At 59.2% G+C, this 23136-nt stretch carries 18 protein-coding genes; 2 read left to right on the top strand and 16 right to left on the bottom strand.

Annotated elements, in window-relative coordinates:
* Positions 1 to 18 precede the first annotated feature (18 nt).
* The 6 genes from trmD to rsmB all read right to left on the bottom strand — a co-directional run bounded on the left by trmD (position 19) and on the right by rsmB (position 5484).
* Entirely contained in the window at positions 19 to 741 is a 723-nt protein-coding gene (gene trmD, locus VGB22_02780; protein ID HEX9750204.1) for a tRNA (guanosine(37)-N1)-methyltransferase TrmD, read from the bottom strand.
* Positions 738 to 1253, bottom strand: a complete 516-nt coding sequence (gene rimM / locus VGB22_02775; protein HEX9750203.1) for a ribosome maturation factor RimM — start codon at positions 1251 to 1253, stop codon at positions 738 to 740. The genes trmD and rimM overlap by 4 nt, the downstream gene beginning before the upstream one ends.
* 29 nt (positions 1254 to 1282) lie before the next feature.
* Positions 1283 to 1708 (bottom strand): 30S ribosomal protein S16, encoded by a 426-nt coding sequence (rpsP, locus tag VGB22_02770; protein HEX9750202.1) that lies wholly within the window; start codon positions 1706 to 1708, stop codon positions 1283 to 1285.
* A 37-nt stretch (positions 1709 to 1745) separates the two neighbouring features.
* Positions 1746 to 3089 (bottom strand): signal recognition particle protein, encoded by a 1344-nt coding sequence (ffh, locus tag VGB22_02765; protein ID HEX9750201.1) that lies wholly within the window; start codon positions 3087 to 3089, stop codon positions 1746 to 1748.
* A gap of 215 nt (positions 3090 to 3304) precedes the next feature.
* Positions 3305 to 4012 carry a PASTA domain-containing protein gene (locus tag VGB22_02760; protein ID HEX9750200.1) on the bottom strand — a complete coding sequence of 236 codons (708 nt, stop codon included), beginning with the start codon at positions 4010 to 4012 and terminating at the stop codon, positions 3305 to 3307.
* Positions 4013 to 4071: 59 nt separating this feature from the next.
* The gene (gene rsmB, locus VGB22_02755; protein ID HEX9750199.1) at positions 4072 to 5484 is read right to left on the bottom strand and encodes a 16S rRNA (cytosine(967)-C(5))-methyltransferase RsmB; all 1413 of its coding nucleotides are present in this window, start codon (positions 5482 to 5484) and stop codon (positions 4072 to 4074) included.
* Positions 5485 to 6020: 536 nt separating this feature from the next.
* Here rsmB and VGB22_02750 point away from each other — a divergent pair.
* On the top strand, positions 6021 to 7004 hold the full coding sequence (locus tag VGB22_02750; GenBank protein ID HEX9750198.1) for a DUF72 domain-containing protein: 984 nt from the start codon (positions 6021 to 6023) through the stop codon (positions 7002 to 7004).
* Between the two features lie 114 nt (positions 7005 to 7118).
* Here VGB22_02750 and VGB22_02745 read toward each other — a convergent pair whose 3' ends face one another.
* The 5 genes from VGB22_02745 to purL form a co-directional block, all read right to left on the bottom strand.
* Positions 7119 to 7781 carry a hypothetical protein gene (locus VGB22_02745; protein HEX9750197.1) on the bottom strand — a complete coding sequence of 221 codons (663 nt, stop codon included), beginning with the start codon at positions 7779 to 7781 and terminating at the stop codon, positions 7119 to 7121.
* Between the two features lie 53 nt (positions 7782 to 7834).
* Complete coding sequence (locus VGB22_02740; protein ID HEX9750196.1) at positions 7835 to 9043, bottom strand: hypothetical protein; 1209 nt, start codon at positions 9041 to 9043, stop codon at positions 7835 to 7837.
* Positions 9040 to 9948: a serine/threonine-protein kinase gene (locus VGB22_02735; protein ID HEX9750195.1), complete on the bottom strand. Its 909-nt coding sequence runs from the start codon at positions 9946 to 9948 to the stop codon at positions 9040 to 9042. The genes VGB22_02740 and VGB22_02735 overlap by 4 nt, the downstream gene beginning before the upstream one ends.
* A 186-nt stretch (positions 9949 to 10134) precedes the next feature.
* Positions 10135 to 11859, bottom strand: coding sequence for a urocanate hydratase (gene hutU, locus VGB22_02730; protein ID HEX9750194.1), 1725 nt, complete (start codon positions 11857 to 11859; stop codon positions 10135 to 10137).
* Between the two features lie 12 nt (positions 11860 to 11871).
* Positions 11872 to 14106, bottom strand: a complete 2235-nt coding sequence (purL, locus tag VGB22_02725; protein HEX9750193.1) for a phosphoribosylformylglycinamidine synthase subunit PurL — start codon at positions 14104 to 14106, stop codon at positions 11872 to 11874.
* Positions 14107 to 14284: 178 nt separating this feature from the next.
* Here purL and VGB22_02720 point away from each other — a divergent pair, with 178 nt between their 5' ends.
* Entirely contained in the window at positions 14285 to 15475 is a 1191-nt protein-coding gene (locus VGB22_02720; GenBank protein ID HEX9750192.1) for a sigma-70 family RNA polymerase sigma factor, read from the top strand.
* Positions 15476 to 15484: 9 nt separating this feature from the next.
* Here VGB22_02720 and VGB22_02715 read toward each other — a convergent pair whose 3' ends face one another.
* From VGB22_02715 to secD, 5 genes are all read right to left on the bottom strand, one after another.
* Positions 15485 to 18889 carry a DUF4175 family protein gene (locus VGB22_02715; protein HEX9750191.1) on the bottom strand — a complete coding sequence of 1135 codons (3405 nt, stop codon included), beginning with the start codon at positions 18887 to 18889 and terminating at the stop codon, positions 15485 to 15487.
* Positions 18890 to 19116: 227 nt separating this feature from the next.
* Entirely contained in the window at positions 19117 to 19689 is a 573-nt protein-coding gene (locus tag VGB22_02710) for a DUF4159 domain-containing protein (GenBank protein HEX9750190.1), read from the bottom strand.
* 181 nt (positions 19690 to 19870) lie between these two features.
* Positions 19871 to 20317, bottom strand: coding sequence for a cupin domain-containing protein (locus VGB22_02705; GenBank protein HEX9750189.1), 447 nt, complete (start codon positions 20315 to 20317; stop codon positions 19871 to 19873).
* A gap of 109 nt (positions 20318 to 20426) precedes the next feature.
* The gene (gene secF, locus VGB22_02700) at positions 20427 to 21356 is read right to left on the bottom strand and encodes a protein translocase subunit SecF (GenBank protein HEX9750188.1); all 930 of its coding nucleotides are present in this window, start codon (positions 21354 to 21356) and stop codon (positions 20427 to 20429) included.
* 22 nt (positions 21357 to 21378) lie between these two features.
* The gene (secD, locus tag VGB22_02695; GenBank protein HEX9750187.1) at positions 21379 to 23100 is read right to left on the bottom strand and encodes a protein translocase subunit SecD; all 1722 of its coding nucleotides are present in this window, start codon (positions 23098 to 23100) and stop codon (positions 21379 to 21381) included.
* Positions 23101 to 23136 lie beyond the last annotated feature (36 nt).

Below are 23136 nucleotides of genomic sequence, written 5' to 3'. Positions count from 1 at the left end.
GTTTGCTCGTGCTCGAATCTATGTGCGAAGAGCCGGAGCTGTCTTGTTGTCGTTGACCAGATCCGGCCGAAAACGCTGTGTCGCCTCGCGTGCCTGCTGCGCGCGCCAATCAGAGACATGGGCATGATGCCCCGAGATGAGCACCTCAGGTACGGCGCGGTCGCGCCAGACGGCGGGGCGTGTGTACTGGGGAAAGCCCAGCCCCCCATCGGCGCGGACATGAGAATCGCCGACGGCCGATTCGTCGTTGCCGAGGAATCCGGGCAGCCGACGGGCGATGGCGTCGATCATCACCATCACCGGCAGTTCGCCGCCGGTGAGAACATAGTCGCCGATTGAGTAGCGGCGGGCATTCAAATGTTCGAAGACGCGCTCGTCGATGCCGGTATAGTGCCCGCAGACAAAGATCAGTTGCCCCGACTGGGCCAACTCGTTCGCGTCGGATTGAGTGAACAACGGCGCGCGCGGAGTCGGGATAATACAGACGATGGGGTTGCTCCCATTGCGGGAGGCGCTGATCGATTCGACCGCTCGTGCGATCGGTTCGGGCTTGAGCACCATGCCGCCGCCGCCGCCGAAGGGTGTGTCGTCGACCACGCGGTGCGAATCGTCGGTGAAGTCGCGCAGATCGTGTAGCGTAATCGACAGAACCTGCTGTTGGGAGGCGCGGGCCATCATCGACTCGGCGACATAACCGGAAAACATCCCGGGAAACACGGTAACGACGTCGATGCGCATCATTCCGTCTCTCCGATCATTCCCGTGATCGGCGCAATCACCATTCGTCCCGCCGCCGGATCGATCATTCTGACGAACTCATCGACCGCGGGAATCAGGTACTCCCGGTCGCCGTCGCAGCAGACATAAACATCGTTGGCCGGCATATCCAGGATCGCTGCGATGGTCCCGACCGTCTCGCCGGAGACCGTCACGACCGTCAGGCCGATGAGTTGATCGTGGAAATACCGCCCCGCTTCGGGCTCGATGCGGTCGGTTTCGTCGATCTCCAGATCGCCGCCGAGCCAGGCGCGCACATCCTCGGGCGTGATGATCGCATCGGTGCGCATGATGACAAAACCGCCCGCCGCCTGCACAGAGCATACTCTGGCGTTAACCGAGCGCGGCCCATTGGTCAGCACGACTTTCTCCAGCCGCGCAAAGCGTGCGGTGTCGTCGGCATACGGCCACACGCGAAACGCGCCTTGCAGCCCATGCGCCTTACCGATACGTCCCAATGCCACCCGTTCCGACATGACCACTCGCTCCATGAAGCGGCTACGCACTATGATTCTGCCTTCTCTGCTGCGGCCGGGGACGCCGCGGGAGCCGCCGGCGCAGCCGACTTTTCGTCGGCTTCCTTCATGCGCGCGCGGGCGCGGGATTTGGCCTTTTGCGCTTTCTCGTCGATGGCATCGCGCAGTGTCACGCCGGAGTAGTCCTGATTATCTTGTGCCAGCTTCCAGATCTCGGCCATGCCGATGCGCTTAAAGAGCGTGCGCACCGTGTCGCTGGGCTGCGCGCCCTGCCTGAGCCAATGCAGCGTGCGCTCGACATCGACATTGAACTTCGCCGGTTTGTCCAGCGGATTGTAGAAACCCAGCGTGTCGAGAAACCGGCCATCGCGCGGTGCTCGCGAATCGGCCGCGACCACGCGGTACATCGGGCGGTTGCGACGGCCGCCGCGACGCAAACGAATCTTTACCGACAAGGAAAACCTCCCGTGTGTATGAAACGCATTGTCATCATTAAGCTCCCGGTCTCATGCCCGACGGCATCGCGGGAAAGGCAAACTTCCCGCGCCGTCCGGGCTTCTGCATGTTCTTCATCATCTTCTGCATCATGGAAAACTGTTTGAGCAATCGGTTGACATCCTGAATCGAGTTGCCGCTGCCGCGCGCGATGCGCTGTCGGCGCGATCCATTGATGATCTCCGGGCGACGACGTTCATCGGGGGTCATCGACAGCACGATGGCCTCGGCGCGATTCTGTGCACCCTCGTCGATCGACAGCCCTTTGAGTTGTTTGCCCACGCCGGGGATCATTCCCAACAGCGATTCCATTGATCCCATCTTGCGCAACTGGCGCAATTGCTCAAGAAAGTCTTCGAAATCAAACTCGGCACGGCGCAGCTTGTCTTCCCACTTCGCCGCCTGATGCTGATCGACCGCGTTCTGGACTTTCTCGACCAGACCGACCACATCGCCCATCCCGAGAATGCGCGAGGCCATGCGGTCGGGGTGAAACGGCTCGAGGTCGGCGGTCTTCTCGCCCACACCGACAAACAGGATCGGAGCGCCGGTCACTCCGACGACTGACAATGCCGCGCCGCCCCGTGCATCGCCATCGGCCTTGGTGAGAATCACGCCATCGATTCCGACTCGCCTGGCAAACTCCGACGCCGATGTGACTGCGTCCTGCCCGGTCATCGCATCGGCGACATAGAAACATTCGGTCGGCATAATGGCCGATTTCAGCTCGGCGACCTCATTCATCAATGTGTCATCGACATGCAGCCGTCCGGCCGTATCGACGATGACCAGATCTCCATGGGCATCGGTTGCGGCCCTGAGACTGTCCTGCGCGACAGCAATCGGCGATCCGGATCCGGTGTGCACCGGAATGCCCAATTCGCGTCCCAAACTTTGCAATTGCTCGACCGCGGCCGGGCGCGCCAGGTCGCACGCGACCAGATGCGGGCGGCGTCCCGCTTTGCGAAACTGCGACGCGAGTTTGGCGCAGGTCGTTGTCTTGCCGGAACCCTGCAATCCGATCAGCATCCAGATTGTCAGCGCCGACGATTTTTCAAAGCGTACTGGACGATGCTGTCCGCCGAGCAAGCCGACGAGCTTGTCGTGGATGATCTTGACGATCTGCTGTCCCGGCGTGACCGACCGCAGTACGTTTTCGCCAAGACTTTCGGATTGCACCTCGTCTAAGAATTCCTTTACCACTTTGTAATTGACATCCGCTTCCAGCAGCGCGCGACGCACGTCTTTCAGCGTGTCGCGAACGTTGGACTCGGAAATCTTCCCCTGTCCGCGCAGATTCTTGATCACGCCTTCAAGGCGTTCTGTCAGTTCAGAAAACATTGCTTTACACACGGGCTGGCGGGCCAACGGTCGCACCCGCCCAAGTCACGAAATCTTTAGCCGCTTGTTCGATACGTGCGGCGCAAACAGCCAATTTACCGGATCGCTGCGAGAATTACAATTCCCGCGTGATACGCCTCGACCGGGTGAGACGAGGGTTGGTTGTCTGGGGTTTATGTCTAAGCATCGACATATCAACGGCTTGGCATTCAGGACTACCTGTCGCGGGAGATGACCAGGCCGATCTCGGTCCCGACACGGACTTCACCCCCGGGAGAGATCGATTGGGAAACGACGGTTCCGGGCAACAGGCGGCTGTCGAGCTGACGTTCGACTCGCCCCAGCATCAGACCGCGTTCGCGCAGAATCGTGCGCGCTTCCTCGATGTTTTTGCCGACGAGATTGGGACACCACGCCCACTCCGGCTCCGACTCGTTGACCAGGAGATTGACGACCGATTCACGCGGCAGGCGGGCGCCGGCGCTGGGGATGGTGCCCGCAACCGTGCCGACCGGGACATCGGGATCCTGTGCAGGGGCGCGTCCGCCGATGGCGAATCCTGCTTCGCCCAGGATCAACTCGGCCTGGCGCACCGAAAAACCGCGCAGCCGAGGCACATCCAACAATTCCGAGCCGCGAGACACGACGACTTTGAGTGTGCGTCCGCCCTTGATCGGCCGTCCTGCGGCGGGCCGCTGCTCGATGATTGTGCCTTCGGCGTGGTCGGGAGAATGCCGCTGTTCGGCGATCTCCAGCAGCGCACCGACCGAATCGAGCGAGGGCCGCACAGTCTCGATCGACCGGCCGACCAAATTCGGCGCGGGAAACTCCCGGCCGTGACGCGTGACCGCCGGCATCACCACGATGTCCATGAGTACGACCAAGCCGACGATGACCAGAAGCGGCGCGACGAGGAATTTCACAGGCAGACGCACCCACCTGTGCGACCATGTGTTTTTGAAGACGTTTGCTGACAACGTGTCTACTCTTTGCGTCGAAGCCGCGCGGCAAACACCCCATCAAGCCCGTCGACCGGCGGCGTCGTCATGACAATCCCATCGCCGCTGACATACTTGCGCGGGATCGAGTCGGGGATATCGTCGCGCACGAAGTCAGAATGATCGATCAGGAAGGCATTGACAACATCTTCGTTTTCCTGCCGGGGCAGGGTGCAGGTGGCATACACCAGCACACCCCCGTGCGCGACATGCCGCGACGCGGCGATCAGCCACAATCGCTGTGACCGTGCCAACCGTGTGATGTCGTCGGCCGATTTGGTCCAGCGCACCTCGGGATTCTTGGCGAGCGTGCCGAATGCCGAGCATGGCACATCGGCCAAGACGCGTGGCGCGGCGCGATCACCCAATGCCGAGGCATCGCCGACAATCGGCAGGATGTTCTCGAATCCCAATCGCACCTTATTCTCAACAAGCCGCTGCAGCCGCAGTTCACTCTTATCGACGGCGAAAACCTGGCCATCCGGTCCGACCTGTTCGGCAATCAGCATCGACTTGCCGCCGGGCGCGGCGAACAGATCAATCACCGTTTCGCCTGGTTGCGGATCAAGCAGCCGAATGACCAGTTCGGCGGCCGGATTCTGAACCCATCCCAGCGGCTCGGCAAACAACGGAGAGTCGGAGACCAACGCCGCGGTGCTGACGGAGACGTACGCCGGGAAATCGGGATGTTGCCGCGCCACGCCCAGATCGTCTCTCTCGATCAAATCCATCAGTTGCGCCAGTCCCTGGTCTGCGCGCGAGGCGGCCACGCGGAAGTAGTAATTCGGCGGTGAGTTGATCCAACGGTCGATTTGCTCGACCCGCGCTTCCGGATACCGCCTGACCATGATGTCAGCGATCCAATCGGGAAGCGACAACCGTTCGCCGACCGAGAGTGTCGGATCGGCGACTGTCGCTTTCAGCGCATCACGTTCGCGGGCCGCTCGCCGCAGCACGGCATTGACCATTCCGGCGATGCCGGTGTGCGAGGCGATGCGCGCGGCATCGACCGCGGTCGAAACCGCTGCATGCGGCGGGATGCGGTCGCAATCGATCACCTGGAACAAGCCCAGCCGCAGCACCCAGCGGACCCGTTCGTGCAGCCCGTCGAACTTGCCGTCGGTCAACTGCATCCCGATGCGGTCAAGCCGCCGCTTGAATCGCAACACGCCCGCCGATAGGTGAATCGCCAACGCGCGTTCGCGTTTGGGCAGCGCCACCAGTCCCGGATGCGAATCCCAGATCTGGTCGAACGGCACCGTCATGTTGTATGCCTTCTCGGCCAGATCGAAAGCCACCGCGCGGGCGTTGTTGTCCCCGAACGGGTTCTTATGCTCGACGCGCGGGCGCTGCCGGTCGCGCGGCAGTCGGCGTGGCTGTGCGGCGGATGGACGCATGGAACTTCTCGTCGATTCAGCGGATGCCGAACCGTATCTTGGTACACTGAAACGGAGAATCGGAGCGGAAGATACAGAAGAATGTGGGAGGCGCCATCGCCTGACCGGGTCAGCCCAAGGGCTGACCCGCACCGAAGACGGTGGGAGGCACGCAGTAAGAACTCAACGTGCATGCCAGGCGTCCTCGTCGAAGATCCCGTTTGTGGGGGCTGGTTTGGGATGCCATGCGAGACGCATTCCCTGCACGAACTGTGCCGGTCAGCCCTTGGGCTGACCGCATCGCGCCTCGATGTGAGACTCAACGTGTATGCCAGGCGTCCCCGCCTGGCTTTGGGATTCCATGCGAGACACATTCCCTGCACAAACTGTGCCGGTCAGCCCTTGGGCTGACCGCATCGCGCCTCGATGTGCGACTCGGTGCATGCCAGGCGTCCTCATCGAAGATCCCGTTTGCGGGGGTCGACTTCAGTGCAGCATGAGGGACGCATGGCGCGCACGTTTGAGGTTATATTGCTGACGAACTGACTGTGCCCAAGATGCCCGCCACCCGCTACCAATTCCGTGACCTCGCTCCCGGTGTCCACTTCGCGACCGCCAGCGACCGCTACGCCGGATGGATCGGGCAAATCTACACCGAGGATCGTGACTACAAGATCAAACGGTCCAAACGGTCGATCAAGGGCGTGGACTTCGCCGAGGAAAAGCTCCCGGTCCGCTCGGTTGTCGAGTACTTCCAGCATTACTCGGCGCTGGAGATCGATTTTACATTTTACGCATACCTTTTAGACGCCGAGGGCCAGCCGACCCGCAACTATGCGCCCCTGGCCGAATACGCCCAGTGGCTGCCTGCGGACGCCATGGTCATCCTCAAGGTCCCCGAGGCAATCTGCGCCACCAAGCGCTGGCGATCCGACGGCGGCAGGCGCGCTGTCGAAGACAACCCCGACTATCTCAATGCCGAGAAGTTTGTCGAGCGCTTCTACGAGCCGGCAATATCCGTGCTGGGCAGCCGCATCCGTGCCTTCAGTTTCGAAAAAGGTTACCAGCGCAAGGACGACTGCCCCAGCCCGGAGGAAAACATCACCCGTCTGCAACGCTTCTTCGGCTCTGTTCCTGCCGATGACCGCTACCACATCGAGGAACGGACCGACCGGCTCAAGACTGAAGACTATTTCATTTACCTGCATCAGCACGGGATCGGCAATGTTTTCAGCCACTGGACCTGGCTGCCGGACCTCAAGACCCAATGGGAGCAGGTCGGCGGCTTCACCAACCCATCGCTGGGAATCACCCGACTCCTGACGCCCTTGCGCATGGGGTACGATGAGACCTACGCCCGCTATCACCCCTTCGACAAACTCAAAGACGAATTCGAACAGATGTACCGCGACGCGGCTTTCATCATCAAATCGGGCCGACAACTCGAAATCCCCGTGGTGACCGTGGTCAACAACCGCGCCGGCGGCAACGCGCCGGAGATTACGCGGAGGGTGGCGGAGGAGATGCGGGGATTGCTATGAGCGGTGCCGAATCTGTCCGCCACAAATCTGGTTCGGCTTCACTCACCACAAGTAGCGTGCACACAAGACTCCTTTAGCTAGCGGGTGCCCGGCGGCGATGTAAATCTGGTGTCACTAGAATGAGACCCCGTAAGTGGCAAGATGGCCTGCACTCAGCTGCGATAACGTATAAAGTTGATGCGATGGGGAAAGTGCTCGGGCTCTCCGCCCTTTCCTCACAAAACGAAAGGCTCGTGTCAGTGGGTCGAAGGTTGCCAAACCGATGTGCCAGCGTCGCATGGTCGCTTCAAACCGTCTGTAATTCTTCTCCTGACCCGGCGGAACCACGATAATCGCTCTCTCGGCGTAAGTCCGACTCTGCTGAGCTTGGAAGACGGCCCTTTTGGGGTTGTTGAGCTTGAGTTCAAACGTCCAAATCTCAGGCGTTTGGTAATCACTCATGTCGGCAAGGCGATACGCGCCTCCTTCTAACTGCTCGACGTATTCTCTCTCGATCAATTGCCGCAATGATTTCCGAACGGAATCACGACTGAATTTCAGTCTTGAGACAAGAAATTCGAGTGTTCGTGGAGCTCTTGGTTTGAGGCTTTGGAGAATTGCCGGACCAACAAGTCCGGGAACCTTCCTGTGTTCGCGTTTTCCCGAAGCGGAGATGTAGCGCAAGGCAATGAAATCGGGCCGCCCTTGGCGGCAGAGAATCTCGGGACAGATTACGCTGAAAACGCCAACCTCGGGAAGTCCATTCTCCGAAAGGACGCTCTGAAAGGCTTTCGCCATATCCTCTTCGGAGTAGCCGAATGGTGAACTGGAAATGCGTCTGGGTTCTCCCATTATAGACCTGCCAACCCGCGAAACTCTTGAAGTGAATACTGCCACTCTCGGATATGGTCCGGTCCAGTCGACGGATCAAAAGAGACACCTTGGCTTCCAAGGTGGGCATATAACGTCAACGCATTCTGCATGAGACGTTCGGCTTCCTGAATACGCTCGGGTTGGGTTGGAAGAGCGGACAGACGTTGAGACAAGTCGTTCAAGCTATGCCAATGGGCCAAGCATGAAATCTCATCTGTCCAGTTTGCTTCGCCGGCGGCGGGACCATTCTTGAGAGAGGTATCACGGGCCGATCCACTGAGAACACGCGGCAGAAGCCTTGCCAAGTAGATGTCCTGCAATTCGGGGTTGATTAGCGGACTCGACAACAATGGCGCGGACGAATAGCGCTTCCGAGGACGCCGTCCGCCGGATGAAGGCTGAAATCGAGTTAGCGAAAACTGGTGAAGATTCTGATACCAACCCGTTGCGGTGTGTGTCACGCCTGCCGTTTCAAGCAGAAAGCTGTGCCAATCGCTGTATCCGACGATGACGTTGTATTCGTTGATAGTCGTTAGGACATGGCAGAAGTACATGAATCGGCCAAATGGCGCGGATTCCATGGCGTTCTGAACTGATGCTGAGTTACTGCGGATGATGATATAGAAGCCTTGTGCGTCTATTTCCGTAAGAGCGTCGAGAAACTCTTCGAGGGGATCCATCGCCTGAAATGCTGTCTCCGATATTACAAGAGAAATGAGTAAAGGTTGAGGGGTATCAAGATTTGCGTGGCAGTCCGCAGACTCTACAGCCATATTCAAGGCAATCTGGCTCCAGGAATCCCGAAAGGCATCGAAGAGTATCGTCGGGGAAAGCAAGTAAGCCAAATTGCTTCCAAATGTCTCCTGTTGATAATCAAGGCATTCCCTTACATAGCCTTGAATGCGCGTTCCTGAAAAATGTGTCCGTCTCAATCCACTGTTTTTGTTGTAATAGTCGTATTCGCTGAGATGCCCATTGCGAGGATTGTTCAGATTGGCGGCATAGAACTGTGGATCGAACATTACCAAGGCGCTTGGATACCTGCTACGCCAACTCTTGATATCTTGTTCCAGCCGCTCGCGCCTCTCGTCCCGAGGACTCATAATGACGCCGTGAATAGCGCCGTCATCCAAACCTTGCTCAATTTTGTCGCCCCGCCCATATCCGCATTGTGCCAATATGCTCATTGTACGCCCCCTTCGGTTTCGACTTCCCGAAGCGCTCTTTGGAACAACTCGATGCTGCGGTACCGCAAGGCAGGCCGTTTGGCGAGAAGCCGCAAGATAATGTCGCTGAGTCTTTCTGGAAAATCCGGTCGCAATACGCTAGGAGATTGAGGTGCTACATTGGCAATATTACCCAAGACTTCCCATGTTGTCTTCGCGTCTTGAGTGAAAGGGTGGGTTCCTGTTGCCATCTCATACATGACAGTTCCGAGCGAAAAGAGATCAGAACGAAAACTCATGATGGTTCTTCGATTATTGAAGTCCATTTGCTCGGGAGAGAAATATAGCGGAGTGCCAACCGGAGAGAGTGATAGCGATTCGTCCTGTAAATCGAAAACCAGTCCCATATCGAGTAGGACAAAGTAGCCATTATCATTTCGCCGCATGATGTTCCCCGGCTTGATGTCTCGATGTATCTTGGAGAATTGCCAGATTGCCTTGATTGCTTCTGCCATATGGGTGGCGAGGCGGACCAAATCTGCAACAGAGAAAACACCGGTGTCTTCAAGGCATGACCGCAGATTCTGTCCCTCCACAAATTCTTCGCTGAAGTAGATGATTGGCTCGCCCGCAATGGATGTTATACTCAGGCCAATTGGTCCCATGCCGACCAAGTGAGGCGTGGAACATTGCTGCATGGTTTCTACCTCACGCTGAGCTCGCGAAGCTACGTCGTCCAAGAATTCACTAGTTTGCCCGCCCGCTTGCGATGGGTTGGGAGCCATAAACTTGAGCGCATACTTCCGGCCATCAATGATACCCGAAAAAACGATCTTTTGTCCGCCCCGGTCGACTTCTTGAATAGCGGAAGCTGAAGGAATAATAGTATTTATCTGTTCGACTGTCAGTTGGGGAATTGCCATCATTCGCTGTCCCTATCTGATTTGTGGAAGCGCTTTTCATTCCTCATCCACTGGGCCAATCCTCCCAACGGTGTCCCACAGCTGGCTGTGGGAGAGTCTCATCGCGCGCTGGGCGCTCGTAAGATAACCCAGACTTATGTGCCCGCCACACTTTCAGTCGCTCCGCCATCTTTGTGGCGAGTTTTCTTGTCACCTCGTCACCCCCGGCGGTTCGAAGTTGCTCACCCCCGGCAGCTTCATCCCATGCTTGTTGGCAAACTCAATTGCCGCGTCGTAGCCCGCGTCGGCGTGGCGCATGATGCCGGTGCCGGGATCGTTGGTGAGGACGCGCTTGAGACGTCCAGCGGCATCTGCGGTGCCGTCGGCGACCACGACCATCCCCGCGTGGATCGACAGCCCCATGCCGACTCCGCCGCCATGATGGATCGAGACCCAGCCCGCGCCGGAGACGGCATTGAGCAGGCCGTTGAGCAACGGCCAGTCGGCGACCGCATCGGAGGTGTCTTTCATCGCTTCGGTCTCGCGATAGGGCGAGGCGACCGAGCCGCAGTCGAGATGGTCGCGGCCGATCACGACCGGCGCGGATATTTTGCCCTTGGCGATCAGGTCGTTGATGATTAGCCCGAAACGGTCGCGTTCGCCGTAGCCGAGCCAGCAGATGCGCGCCGGCAGACCCTGAAACGTCACGCGCTCGGCGGCCAAGCGTATCCAGCGGCACAATGGTTCGTTGTCGGCGAACTCGCGCAGGACGACTTGGTCGGTCACGGCGATGTCAGCCGGATCGCCGGAGAGCGCCGCCCAACGGAACGGGCCGCGTCCTTCGCAGAACAGCGGACGAATGTAGGCGGGAATGAATCCGGGATAGGCGAAGGCATCGGCGAAGCCCGCTTTCTTCGCCTGACCGCGCAGATTGTTGCCGTAGTCGAAGGCGATCGCGCCTGCCTTCTGCATCGCGACAATTGCTTCGCAATGCACGGCCATTGCCGCCAGCGAGCGCTTGATGTAGTCGGCGGGATTGGATTGGCGCAACGCGAGCGTGGCAGCGAGTGTCATGCCGTTGGGGACATATCCGGCGAGTTCGTCGTGCGCCGATGTCTGATCGGTGACGATATCGGGAATCGCTCCGCGTTTGAGCAGGTCGGGCAGCACATCAGCGCAATTGCCGACTAAACCGATGGACTGCGGTCGTCGGGCGTCGGTCGCTTCTTTGATCCACTGCAATGCTTCATCGAGCGATTCGGTCTTGCGGTCGCAATAGGCGGTCGCCAGACGGCGGTCGATGCGCGATGGATCGACCTCGACCACCAGCGCGACTCCGCCGTTGAATGTCACCGCTAACGGCTGCGCTCCGCCCATGCCACCCATGCCGCCGGTCAACACCCAGCGTCCGGCGAGTGTGCCGCCGAAGTGCTGCTGCGCGACCGCGGCCAGAGTTTCGTAAGTGCCCTGCAGGATTCCCTGCGTCCCGATGTAAATCCACGACCCGGCGGTCATCTGGCCATACATCATCAGCCCAAGCGCGTCGAGCCGTCGGAACTCTTCCCAATTGGCCCACTGCCCGACGAGATTGGAATTGGCGATCAGCACGCGTGGCGCGCCCTCGTGGGTCGTGAAGACGCCGACCGGCTTGCCCGACTGCACGAGCAATGTCTCATCGTTGTCGAGTTCTTTGAGCGATGCGACTATACGATGAAAACAATCCCAGTTGCGCGCGGCCTTGCCCGATCCGCCATAGACGATCAGTTGCTCGGGAATCTCGGCGACGTCGGGATCGAGATTGTTGCAGAGCATCCGCAATGCTGCTTCCTGAATCCAGCCCTTGCAGGTGCGCTGCGTTCCGCGCGGCGAGCGGATGGGTGTGTAGCCGGACGGGGCAGTTGACGTCAGAGCAGCCTTCGTAGCAGTTGTTCCCATGCAATTGGTCTTTCACGCCGCCGCGATGCGGACATCGTCCATCAATCGCGGCAATGTGTCGCGATGAATTGCGCGCAGCTCGGTCATCGATTCATCCAGCAACGGCCGCATCACAAATCGATCGGTGTCGGTGACATTCCCGATAACTTGGAACGGCACGCTCTCCGATGCAGCGAGACGCGCGAGCGCATCGGCATGCTTCGGCGCACACGAGAGCACGATGCGAGACTGACTTTCCGAGAACAAGATCGCATCGGGACGCAAACTCGTGCCGGGACTCGTAACATCGAGTCCGAACAATTGTTCTTCGGCCCCGATGCAGCATTCGAACAGTGCAACCGCCAACCCACCGTCGGAACAATCATGCGCTGATTTCACCAATCCCTCGCGGATGGCGCGCATGACAAACGACTGCGCGCGCTTCTCCAAATCCAGGTCGAGTGCGGGCACCATACCGGCAATCGTGCCGTGAATCGTTTTGAGATACTCACTGGCGCCCAATTCGTCCCGTGTTTCACCGACCAAAGCGATCTTGTCGCCGCTGTGCTGAAACACGCCGGGTGTAACAAAACGTAAGTCTTCGATCCTGCCGATCATGCCGATGGTCGGTGTCGGGTAGACCGCGCGGTGCTGGTCTTCGTTGTAGAAGCTGACATTGCCACCGGTCACCGGCGTGCCGAACGCGCGGCACGCCTCGCCCATGCCACGCACACACTCGGCAAATTGATAGTACATCTCTGGCTTATACGGATTGCCGAAGTTCAGGCAGTTGGTCACCGCCAACGGCTTCGCGCCAACGCAGACGAGATTGCGCGCCGCCTCCGCGACCGCGATCATGGCGCCCGCGCGCGGATTTAAGTGGCAATAGCGCCCGTTGCAATCGGTCACTGCCGCCAGCGCGGTGTTTGTGCGACGAATGCGCAGCACCGCGGCATCCATTCCCGGTCCGAAGACGGTGTTGGTGCGGACGCTGCTGTCGTACTGCTGGTGCACCCAGGTTTTGTCGCAGAGATTCGGCGACGCCAGCATCTGTTTGAAAACATCGCCCAAGTGTTCCGGGACCGGCAGAGCTTTGACATCGAAGCGTGCTTTTTCGTCGAGGTACGCCGGACGTTTCTCCTCACGCTTGTACTGCGGAGTCCCTCCTCCCAATGAGAGCGCGTCGGCCGGGATGTCGACTTCACGTCGGCCATCGTGATCGACGATGAATCGTCCGCCTGAAATGACAGTTCCGATCGGCGCGGCATCGAGCCCCCACTTGGCGAAAATCGCGCCGACTTTGTTTTCGCATCCCGGTTTGACGATCACCAGCATGCGTTCCTGCGATTCCGACAGCAGGATTTCGTATGGCGTCATGCCGTCTTCGCGCACCGGCACGCGCGCCGTGTCGATGTGAATGCCCTGTCCGCCGCGAAAGGCGGTCTCGGCGCAGGAGCATGTAATCCCGGCGGCGCCCATGTCCTGGATGCCGACCAGTGAATCCTGATCGATCATTTCCAGTGTGGCTTCCAATAGCAGCTTCTCGGTGAACGCGTCGCCGATCTGCACCGAGGGGCGGCGCGACTCGGATTTGTCGGACAATTCTTCAGATGCGAATGTCGCGCCGTGGATGCCGTCGCGGCCGGTCTTGGACCCGACGATGAACACGGGCGCGCCGACGACCGCTGCCGCTGCGCGCGCGATCTTGTCGGTGTGCACGATGCCGATGGCCATGGCATTGACCAGCGGGTTGCCGGTGTACGAGTCTTCAAATACAGTCTCGCCACCGACCGTGGGCACGCCGAAGCAGTTGCCGTAGTCGCCGACCCCGCGCACGACGCCATCGACCAGATAACGCACACGCGGATTGGTCGGATCACCAAAGCGCAGCGAATCGAGCGCGGCAATTGGACGAGCGCCCATGGTGAAGATGTCGCGCAGAATGCCGCCGACGCCGGTTGCGGCGCCTTGGTACGGCTCCACCGCCGAAGGATGATTGTGCGATTCGATCTTAAAGACGATGGCCAGCCCATCGCCCCAATCGACCACGCCGGCGTTTTCTTCACCCGCCTTGGCGAGCATGCAATCGCCCTCCCGCGGGAGAGTCTTCAAGAGCAGAATGGAGTTCTTATAGGAACAGTGCTCCGACCACATGACCGAGAAGACACCGAGCTCGGTGTAGGTCGGCTCGCGCCCGAGGATGAGCTTGATCTTCTCGAATTCTTCCGGTGAGAGGCCGTGCCGTTCGATGGCGTTAGGAGCAATCACGTCTTGACAGATAACCTACGATCAATTCGCACGGCCTCCAAGTTATATCAAAACGTGTGGCCAGTCAAAACACTCCTAGCCAGTAACTTGCAGATTGATGATCGAAGCGGAACAAATCCATCTAGAAATGTCGTGTGTTAGGAAGAGAATCTGATGACAATGGACGGGAGGGAGCTGCATGAGCGAGATGCCTGACGATTTGTTACTGAGTGGGGTTGCGACCGCGGATGAATCGCGCCCGGAGCGGTTCCCGGCCCTATTCTATATGAGCCCGCCTTACAGAGAATTTGCATTTCGCGAGCGTGAGAGAACACTGCCCGAGATGGTCTATGTACCTGTGAAAACCGTCCGCGATGAGGTTTTCATCATCAATTGGAATTTAGATTGGAACGCTGGCAGATTCAGGCACAATCTGTATTCGAGAGGCGTGTATCGAATGCACCGTTCACGGCGATTCCGATGGCTCAGGCAAGCGGCTGATAAAGACTTGCAATTCCTGCCACAGGGCACATGGCACAACTACCTCGCGCACATACCCGCCTACCACCTGCTTCCTCTTCAAGAGCTCAAGCGAGCTGGCCTGCCGCTATTCCGGGAAGGGACTTGGCCATTCGCCTTCTTGTTCGACCAGGAACAACTGTTACCGCGAGACCTTGACGAGCGCGTTTCACGGGCGTTCGCGCGCATCGTGTGGCCGCTACTGAATAGCCAATCCCATCTTTCCGCCTATGCGGAGTCGGATCCCATCCGAATTTTGGCGCATAACATAGACTTCTGGTTGCCGTATCTCAATGAGGTCATCGCACGGAGAATCGACGGACTGGGCAGACTACCAGTCGTCAGCCAAGAGCAAGCTGGGATTCTGTACAAGGTGAACTCGTCTCTGCCCGAAGGACTCAGCCTTGAGCGGGACTACTATGGCGGCAATGTTTGGAGCGGTGAAGCTGAAGCGCGCGAAGTGCTTCGTGAATTGGTGGAATTGGCAGACGGGAAGGGGAACCTGCGGGCTATATTGGATGCTGTCAAGTGCAATCGGCTTGTTGACGACTTCTCGGCTAAGTGGTCATACGCTCGAGAGGATTTCGAACGAAAGCTCTACTGCAAACGGTCGAAGATCAGGCCTACATTCGTTCAACTTGACGACACAATCCCGGTCCACGGGCCCCAATCCGAAGTTCACGAGAATCTTCTCTGGCAGGATTTTCTTGTGCTACTGAACCCAAAGGAGAGACGCGTAGTCGTTTGCCTCAGAAATGGTGTAACGAAGCTCGGCGATATCGCGAAGGAGCTTGGTTACAGTAATCACTCGCCTATATCCAAGATGCTGGCACGCGTGCGAAAAAAGGCTCGCCAGTTCATTGACGGCTAATCCACACGTTCAATTCCCGCGTTTTTCAACCAACGCGCGGAAGTACTGCTTGATCGTCTGCTCGTACTCGGGTGGATAGCCCTCTTCCTGATAGCGGGTCAGCAGGCGCTCGTATTCCTCGTCGGTGAGGCCGCGGGTGGCGTCGAGTGAGCCGGGAGCGACCATGCGGTAGTTGCCCAGCGCCTGACGGGCCTTCCGTTCATCCTTGAAATCCTGTTGCTGCAGCGCGTGCTGGAAGTCGAGCATGCGGGCGTAGATGCGGCGCTGACGGTCGCGCGTGGCCTCGGAGACTTCGTTGTTCTCCATATCTTCGACGACTTTTTGCATCTCTTCGGCCAGCTTGTCGAGCCGTCCGAGTTGGCTCTCGTCTTCGCCGATCTGCGAATTGAGGTCCTCGACTCCACGCTGGATCGCTTCCTGCTCCCCCTTGAGCCGTTTGAGCAATTCGCGTTCGCCCTCGCTCATGCCGCCGGAACCTTGTCCTCCGGGCATCGGCATCTGCTGATTGAGACGCCCCTGCTGTTGCGACAGTCCTTCCATCTGGGCCATCGAGGCGCCCTGGCCGCCGGGATTGTTGCACTGCCCGGGGTTGTTGCATTGTTGATTGTTTTTCTCCATCCCGTTGACCAGTTCCTGCGCCACTTGATTTAGATCAAAGAGCGACTCATGCTGGCCGCGCGTGGCAATCGGACCCTGCCGTTCGGTCAACGCCTGCGCCGCCTGCTGCATCTGGCCCATCGCCTTCTGCAAACCCTGACCGGCATTGTTGGACAGGCAGCTTGAGCTCTTGGAAATCTCATCCATCTGCCGCGCCACGTGCTGGGTCGCCTGACGCAGCGCTTCCTGTTCGGCGGCCAATTCCCGCAGCGAGAGCGAAGTCGGATCAAGCTGCTCCGCGTCGGCCATCATGCTCTCCTGTTTGTCGGACAGGTAGAGCACCTGATCGAGCGCATTGCGCAACTGCCTGGCGGTTTCCGCGAATTGATCCTGATTCATCTTGCTCTGCATTTCCTTCATCTTCTGGAGCAACTCGCTCAACGAAGCGGCCGCCTGCTGCCCGCTCTGCTCGCTGCCTTTGGAATCTTTCTGCTGCATGTTCTGGGCGGTTTTCTGCATGTGCTGTGGCGCATCGCTCTGGCTCGCCGACTGGCACATTTGCGAAATCTCGTATGGGGGTGCCAGTCCCGCCTCATTGAGCGCTTCCTCCGATGCCGCCATCTCGGCTGCGAGTGCATCGAACTGCGATTTCAGCTTCTCCTGCATCGGTGCCAAATCGGGAAGCTGCCCGGATTCGGTCGATGATGCCTGCTCGTTGAGCGATTCCTGCTGCTGGAGCATTTGCTCCATCCGCTTCACGAACGAGTCGACTGTCTGCTCGGCCTTCAAGCGCTTGAGGTATTCGATCGTCCGTTCCAGCCGCGCCAGCATCTCTTCCTGACTGATCTGCATGTCGGCCAGCGCGCGTTCCATGTCCTTGGGATCCATCGACGCGAGCGCTTCCTGCAGCTTGCGCTGCGCCTCGCGCATCTCGTCGGTGGCGACCTCTTCAAAAAGACGCTGCGCTTCCAACATCTTGGCGAGCATCTCCATCGATACGAGCTTGCGCTCGGCGGCATCGTCGACCTGCTGTTTCACTTCCGCGGTGATGTCGTCGAGCTGCTTTTCCAGATCGGAGGCGCGCGCGCCCAAATCCTGCAGGTTGCGCTGCTGCTCCCACTCCATCGATTGATCGGTCGCGAGTTCGCGGCTGAGCTTTTCGATCTGCTGCGCCATCTCGCGTTCACCCGACAAGACCCGGTCCATCGCCGAGAGATTCTCATCCCAGCTCTCTTCAAACTCGGTCATCATCTCATCAAGTGACGGCAGGCGCACCGAGTAGGTCTTGCTGCGGGCAGTCTTGGGCCCGGTGAGACGGTCGTTGTCGGTAACCTCGACGAAATAGTGCACGATATCATCGGGCATCAAACCCCAGCCCGCCATATCCCAGAAGTAGGCGCGCTCGATGCGTTCGGCGTGCACGCGGCTCTCGGGGATGTCATACGCGCGGACCGCGCGTTCACGCCCCTCCGAAATCCACTGGGTGTGCAGGGTGAGACCGGAGAATCCGTAGTCGTCGCGGGCGATGATCTTCAGGTCGACGGCCATGTTGTCGTCCAGATCGGCATCGTGCCCCGGCCAGACGATTTCCACCGACGGTTCACGATCGACGATCGCCGCGATGGCGTATTCGATCGGGTGCGGATTGGTGCGTCCCGATTCGTCGGCCAGCTCGAGATGATATGAGGTGTTCTTCTCGACGTTAAACCGCGTTTGCGCCGTGCGCCCGCGCACGTCCAGCGGATGACGCTGACCGTCGGGAAAAACCATCAACGCCGCCGACAGGCGACGGTTCGCTTCCAAGCCGAGATCGACCGTGCTGCCGAAGGGCGCAGTCACCGCGCCGTCGTTGGCGTCGATGACGGTCGGCGGCAGCCCCGTGTATTCGGGCGGTATGATCTCCAGTCGCAGCGACGTGTTGCGCGGACGGTCGACCGCGACGACCTCGTAGGTCGGCGATGTCAGATCGCCGGCTATAACATAGTATTGAAAGTCGCGTTTGACTTGTGGGACGATGTAGCGAAACAGGCGTGACTCATTCCGGAGACCGGCCCGCGCGATCTCAGATCTGACAGCCGCCTGCGGATCACTGGCGCGCCAGTCGCCCCCCTCGGAGCGCACGAACACTTCAATCCGCCGCGGCAACTGAAGTCCGTCGAGCCGCGCCTCGACGATAAAGTCATCGAACTTGACGGCTTCGGTCGTCCCGGGAGTGACCGTCAGGGAATATGGTATCGCCGGAGAGTAGTCGGCCAACGGCGAGGAGTAGGCCTCCCACGAACGACGTGCCAATCCCGGAAACAGAATGCCCAGCATCAGAACGGCCCCCAGCGCAATTCCGGCAAAGCGGGCGGCACTTTTGGCGCGGGCACGGTCTATCGCTGCCGAGAAATCGAGCGCCTCCGACATCATAGTGGCATGGCGGATGGTCAAATCGACCAATTCCAGAGAGTACCCCTCTGGGTTCGAGCGGGCACGATCGGCCAACTGCAAAGACGCGATCAAACGATTTCGCAGTTCGGGATACCGTCGTTCCACCGCCAGCGCAAGACGTTGATCGCGCGGAGACCAGATCGTTGCCTTGGCCAGAGCCAGCGCGAGGATCAGAAGCAGCGCCAGACCCAACAGCGACACGACACCGACTCGAACTGGAGAGGGCGGAACCGCAATCGCTGCGGTCAATGCGGCAGCGGCAAACACCGCGGCCGTGACGGTCACCATCCAACTGATGTGCGTCAGCCATTCCATAGTGACCGCGGTACGGCGCATGCGGCGAATGCGTGATCGGAGCGTGTCCAAGCTGGGCATCGGTGTCATCGTGGTCCTCGTTTCACTGCGGGGTCGATGGTGTCATCCTATTGCGGTAAACGGCCCTGTCGGACCGAATGTTCACATGAATTGTACGCACATTTCACCAATCCGCTGAGAAGGGATTGTTTTCGAGTGATGGAAATCACCGACGGGTGAGCCATTTCGGTGCGGTCGACCCGCTGCCGGGCCGATGGCCGGGACCATCTGATTGTCGGACAATGTGTTACGATGCCCTAATGCGTCAGGGCGTAGATGGCGATGTTGGTCCCCATCTGAAGGGCAGCCAGACGCTTGTCAGGAGGGTCTTCGTGGACATGCGGGTCTTCCCAGCCATCGCCGATATCGGATTCCACCACATAAAACACGCAGACTCGGTCGCCATCGAGGATGGCATAGCCACGTGGCTGCTTGCCGTCGTGCTCGTGAATCTTCGGGGGTCCGGATGCGAAGCGATATGGTGCCTGGTAGATTTCGTGTGAATAAGGCAACTCGACCAATTCGCGGTCGGGGAATATGCGTTTGAGTTCGCGTCGGACGGACGGGTCCATCCCGTAAGAATCATTGATGAGCCAAAACCCGCCGCCGGTGAGATACCGGCGCATCCGCGTGATCTCATCGTCGGAAAAGCGAATGTTGCCGTGGCCGGTCGCGAACACGAACGGGAAGTAAAACAGCTTGTCCTCCGACGGCCGAACGCGCACTTCTTCGATGTTGACCGGAACGGATGTGTTCTCGGATATGAAATCCAGCAGGTTTGGAATCGCCGACCCGCCCCAGTACCAGTCTCCACCCCCCTGGTAGTGCATGCGGGCAACGGTGAATGTCGATGGGTTGGCCGGTTTCTGAGCGTCCGGAAGGGCTGGCGCGCGAGTCTGTGCCTGGGCCGTGTGGGCGGCCACGTTAAGTAGAACGCAGACGCATCCTGTTCTAAAGATGCTGATCAACCGCCGTATCCGAATCGAATTCATCATAGATGAGCGCCGGGGCCTACTCCGAATCGGGATGGGGTATGCGATCTTTCGGATCGAATCCGGGAGCGTAAACGACGATGGCCACGGCCGGGACAGAGCCGAGACTGTGGAATGCATGCGGCGTCCCGCGTGGAATGTGAATGACATCACCGGCTTTGACGCGTTGCCTGACCCCGCCCAACTCCATTTGTCCGGCGCCGCGTACGATCATCACGTTTTCATCGTGGTGCGCGTGATGATGACGCGGCACAGCGTCGCGGACCTGGATCAGATGGACACTCGAAAGCGAATCGTATCCGATCTCGTCGGATCGCGACGGCTGATCCTTCGCCAGCGGGTGGGCTTCCAGCAACGAATCGACATTGTAGATACCAGGGCCGTCGAACTGTTGCGCCAGCGCGTCCGAGGACGCTGCGATCAACAGGATCAGGCCCGATAGAGTGCCAAACAGCATGCGTTTCATGATCGTCTCCCCCGCTCGGAACTGTTATACGTCATGCACAGAATATCGGTGCAAACCGTTGGCACCGCCAGTACGGAGCCCTGGCGATGCGCGGCAGAAATCCTGAGGACTATGCTTTGAAACGCTTGGGGCGCCGGTTTTCCCAGTCGACATAGATGGGCGCCGCCACAAAACAGGAGGAATATGTGCCGACGAGAATCCCGGTCAGCAGAACAAGGCTAAAATCGAAGAGGACCGGCCCGGCAAAGAACAACATCACGACAAGCACCGAGAGTGTCGCCATCCCGGTCATGATGGTGCGTGACAGGACCTCGTTGATCGACCGATTGACCCCCGGCAGAAAGTCGCTCTTGCGCTGAAACTTGCGGAGGTTTTCACGGATGCGATCGTACACGACGACTTTGTCCGTCAAGGAATACCCGGCGACGGTCAGAATGGCTGAGACCACAAGGATATCGATCTGCATACCAATCAGATAGGTGAAAGCCATCACCGCCATCACATCGTGAAACGTCGCGAGCGTTGCCGTCAGACCAAATCGCAGGTCAAAGCGGATCGCCACATAGATCAAGATTCCAATCAGGGAGATTGCAATCGCCTTGAACGTGTCCTGCTTGAGGGTGGCGCCCACGGCCGGGCCCACATCGTGAACGTACTCCCTTGTAAAAGCATTGTCGGGAAAAAACTGGGCCAGTGCCGCCAGCACATGCTGCGCACGCTGAGTGGTCTCCAACTGTCCTGCCTTGAACCGAATGAGGAACGAGTGTTCCTGCCGCCGCCCCTGGAGATGGACGATCTCTGCATCCCCCAGACCGGCGGAACTCAACGCTTCGCGAATCTCTGAGATGTCAACCGCCTGGGCAAAATGCCCCTCAACTTGGCTTCCACCCACAAACTGGATGCTGAGATTGCCGCCTCCGGTCATGAGTATGCCCACGGCGACCAGACCCAATAGGACGACCAGAATCGCACCGACGTAGGCGGCCCGGCGCTTGCCGAGAAAGTCGATATTGGTATCGCCGACGATTCGCAGGGACATTGTATGAACGGCTCCGGGCGTGTCAGATCGAGAGCTTGGCGTATCCTTTGCGCACGTCAAAGACCGCGCGTGTCACAAAAACAGCGGTGAACAGATTGATCAGCACACCCCAGAAGAGTGTCACAGCGAATCCCTTGACAGGACCCGTTCCGAACAGGAAAAGAGCCAGCGCGGTGATGAGTGTGGTCACGTGCGAGTCAACGATCGCGACCAGTGCGTGGGAATACCCGGCATCGATGGCATGCCGCACGGTCTTCCCTGCTCGCAATTCCTCGCGAATGCGCTCAAAAATCAGGATGTTGGCGTCGACCGACATGCCTAACGTGAGAATGATCCCCGCGATACCCGGCATGGTCAGGGTCGCATGCAGGATCGCCATCACGCCCAGGAGGAACAGTCCGTTCAGCATCATGCCGAAGTTGGCGATCAGGCCGGAGAGTTGGTAGTACACCAGCATGATGACCACGACCGACGCTCCCCCGATCAGGGACGAGAGCACTCCACGTCGAATCGAATCGCTGCCCAGCGACGGGCCGACAACGCTGCTTTCGACGATGGAAACCGGCGCCGGCAATGCGCCGGCACGCAGGACGATCGCGAGATCATTGGCATCGTCATAGGTGCCGCCGCCGAGCGTAATCTGCCCCCGGTCCCGGATGCGTGACTGAATTTCCGGCGCCGACTCGACGCGACCATCCAAAACAATGGCCAATGGCTTGCCGATGTTGGCGCCGGTCAAGCGTCCGAACATTCGTCCGCCATCGCGCGTCAATTCGAAGTTCACGATCGGCTTGCGGAACTGATCGAATGACGGACGGGCATCGGTGAGATAATTCCCCGTCATCTCCGCCTGACGCTTGGCCAAATAGAGCCGCTCGGTCTCGAGACTGCCGACGAACTCGGGGCGGGTTCCCCAGGCGAATTCCACGTCGGCGGGGATCAGCCGCTTCACATCCTCGCGGGCAAGCAGGACTTTGACGAGCGGCACATCATCGGACTCGACAATCCATCCCGGGCCAGCGGCACTCGGCGACAACAGTGAACTCAGCGGTCTCTCCGATGGGACCTGTGGTGGCAAGCGGCCCCCGGCCGCATCCGTCGCAAGCTGCGGTGAGTCGGAGACTGGGTCCGGCACCGTCTCCGCCGTATCCCGTGCTTGGGTTGAGCCGGTATCGCTGCCGAATAGCTCATCCAAAACATCCGTGCCGGTTCCCGTATCGGACGGGAGCGCGCGCCGCGTCGTGTCCAGACCGGCAACTGCTTCCAGTGTGCGGTCGATGCGGTCGAGGAGGAGTTGCGCTTGCTCGGGTGATTCCAGCAACCGAAACTCCAACTGTGCGGTGCGTCCGATTAATTCCTCGGCGCGATGGACATCGGTGATGCCGGCCAACTCGACGACGATACGATCTTCGCCCTGAATCTGGATGAGCGGCTCCGTGACGCCGAACTCGTCGACCCGATTGCGGAGGATCTCTTTGGCGCGCTCGACCGCGTCCTTGGCTTCATCGGGATTGAGTTCGGACTTGTCGACTTCAAGGACGACCCGCATTCCGCCCCGGAGGTCCAGCCCCAGCTTCATGGCCTTCTTTTGAAGCTGTTGCCATCCCTTTGGGTCGGTCTGCGCGAAAGCGTCTCGATCCTCTGGACTCATCTGCCAGAGCCGGATGGTCGGCCACAGAAACCAAAGCGACCCGAGTGTCACCACCAGAATCAGCCCGATTTTCCAGCCCTGTCCGCGCGCCATCGTTATGTGGTCCCCAAATGAAGAAGCGGGCCTGGG

It is taken from the genome of Candidatus Zixiibacteriota bacterium (genome assembly GCA_036397555.1).
GTDB lineage: Bacteria > Zixibacteria > MSB-5A5 > WJJR01 > WJJR01 > DATKYL01.
This window is presented reverse-complemented; position numbering and strand designations above follow the sequence as displayed.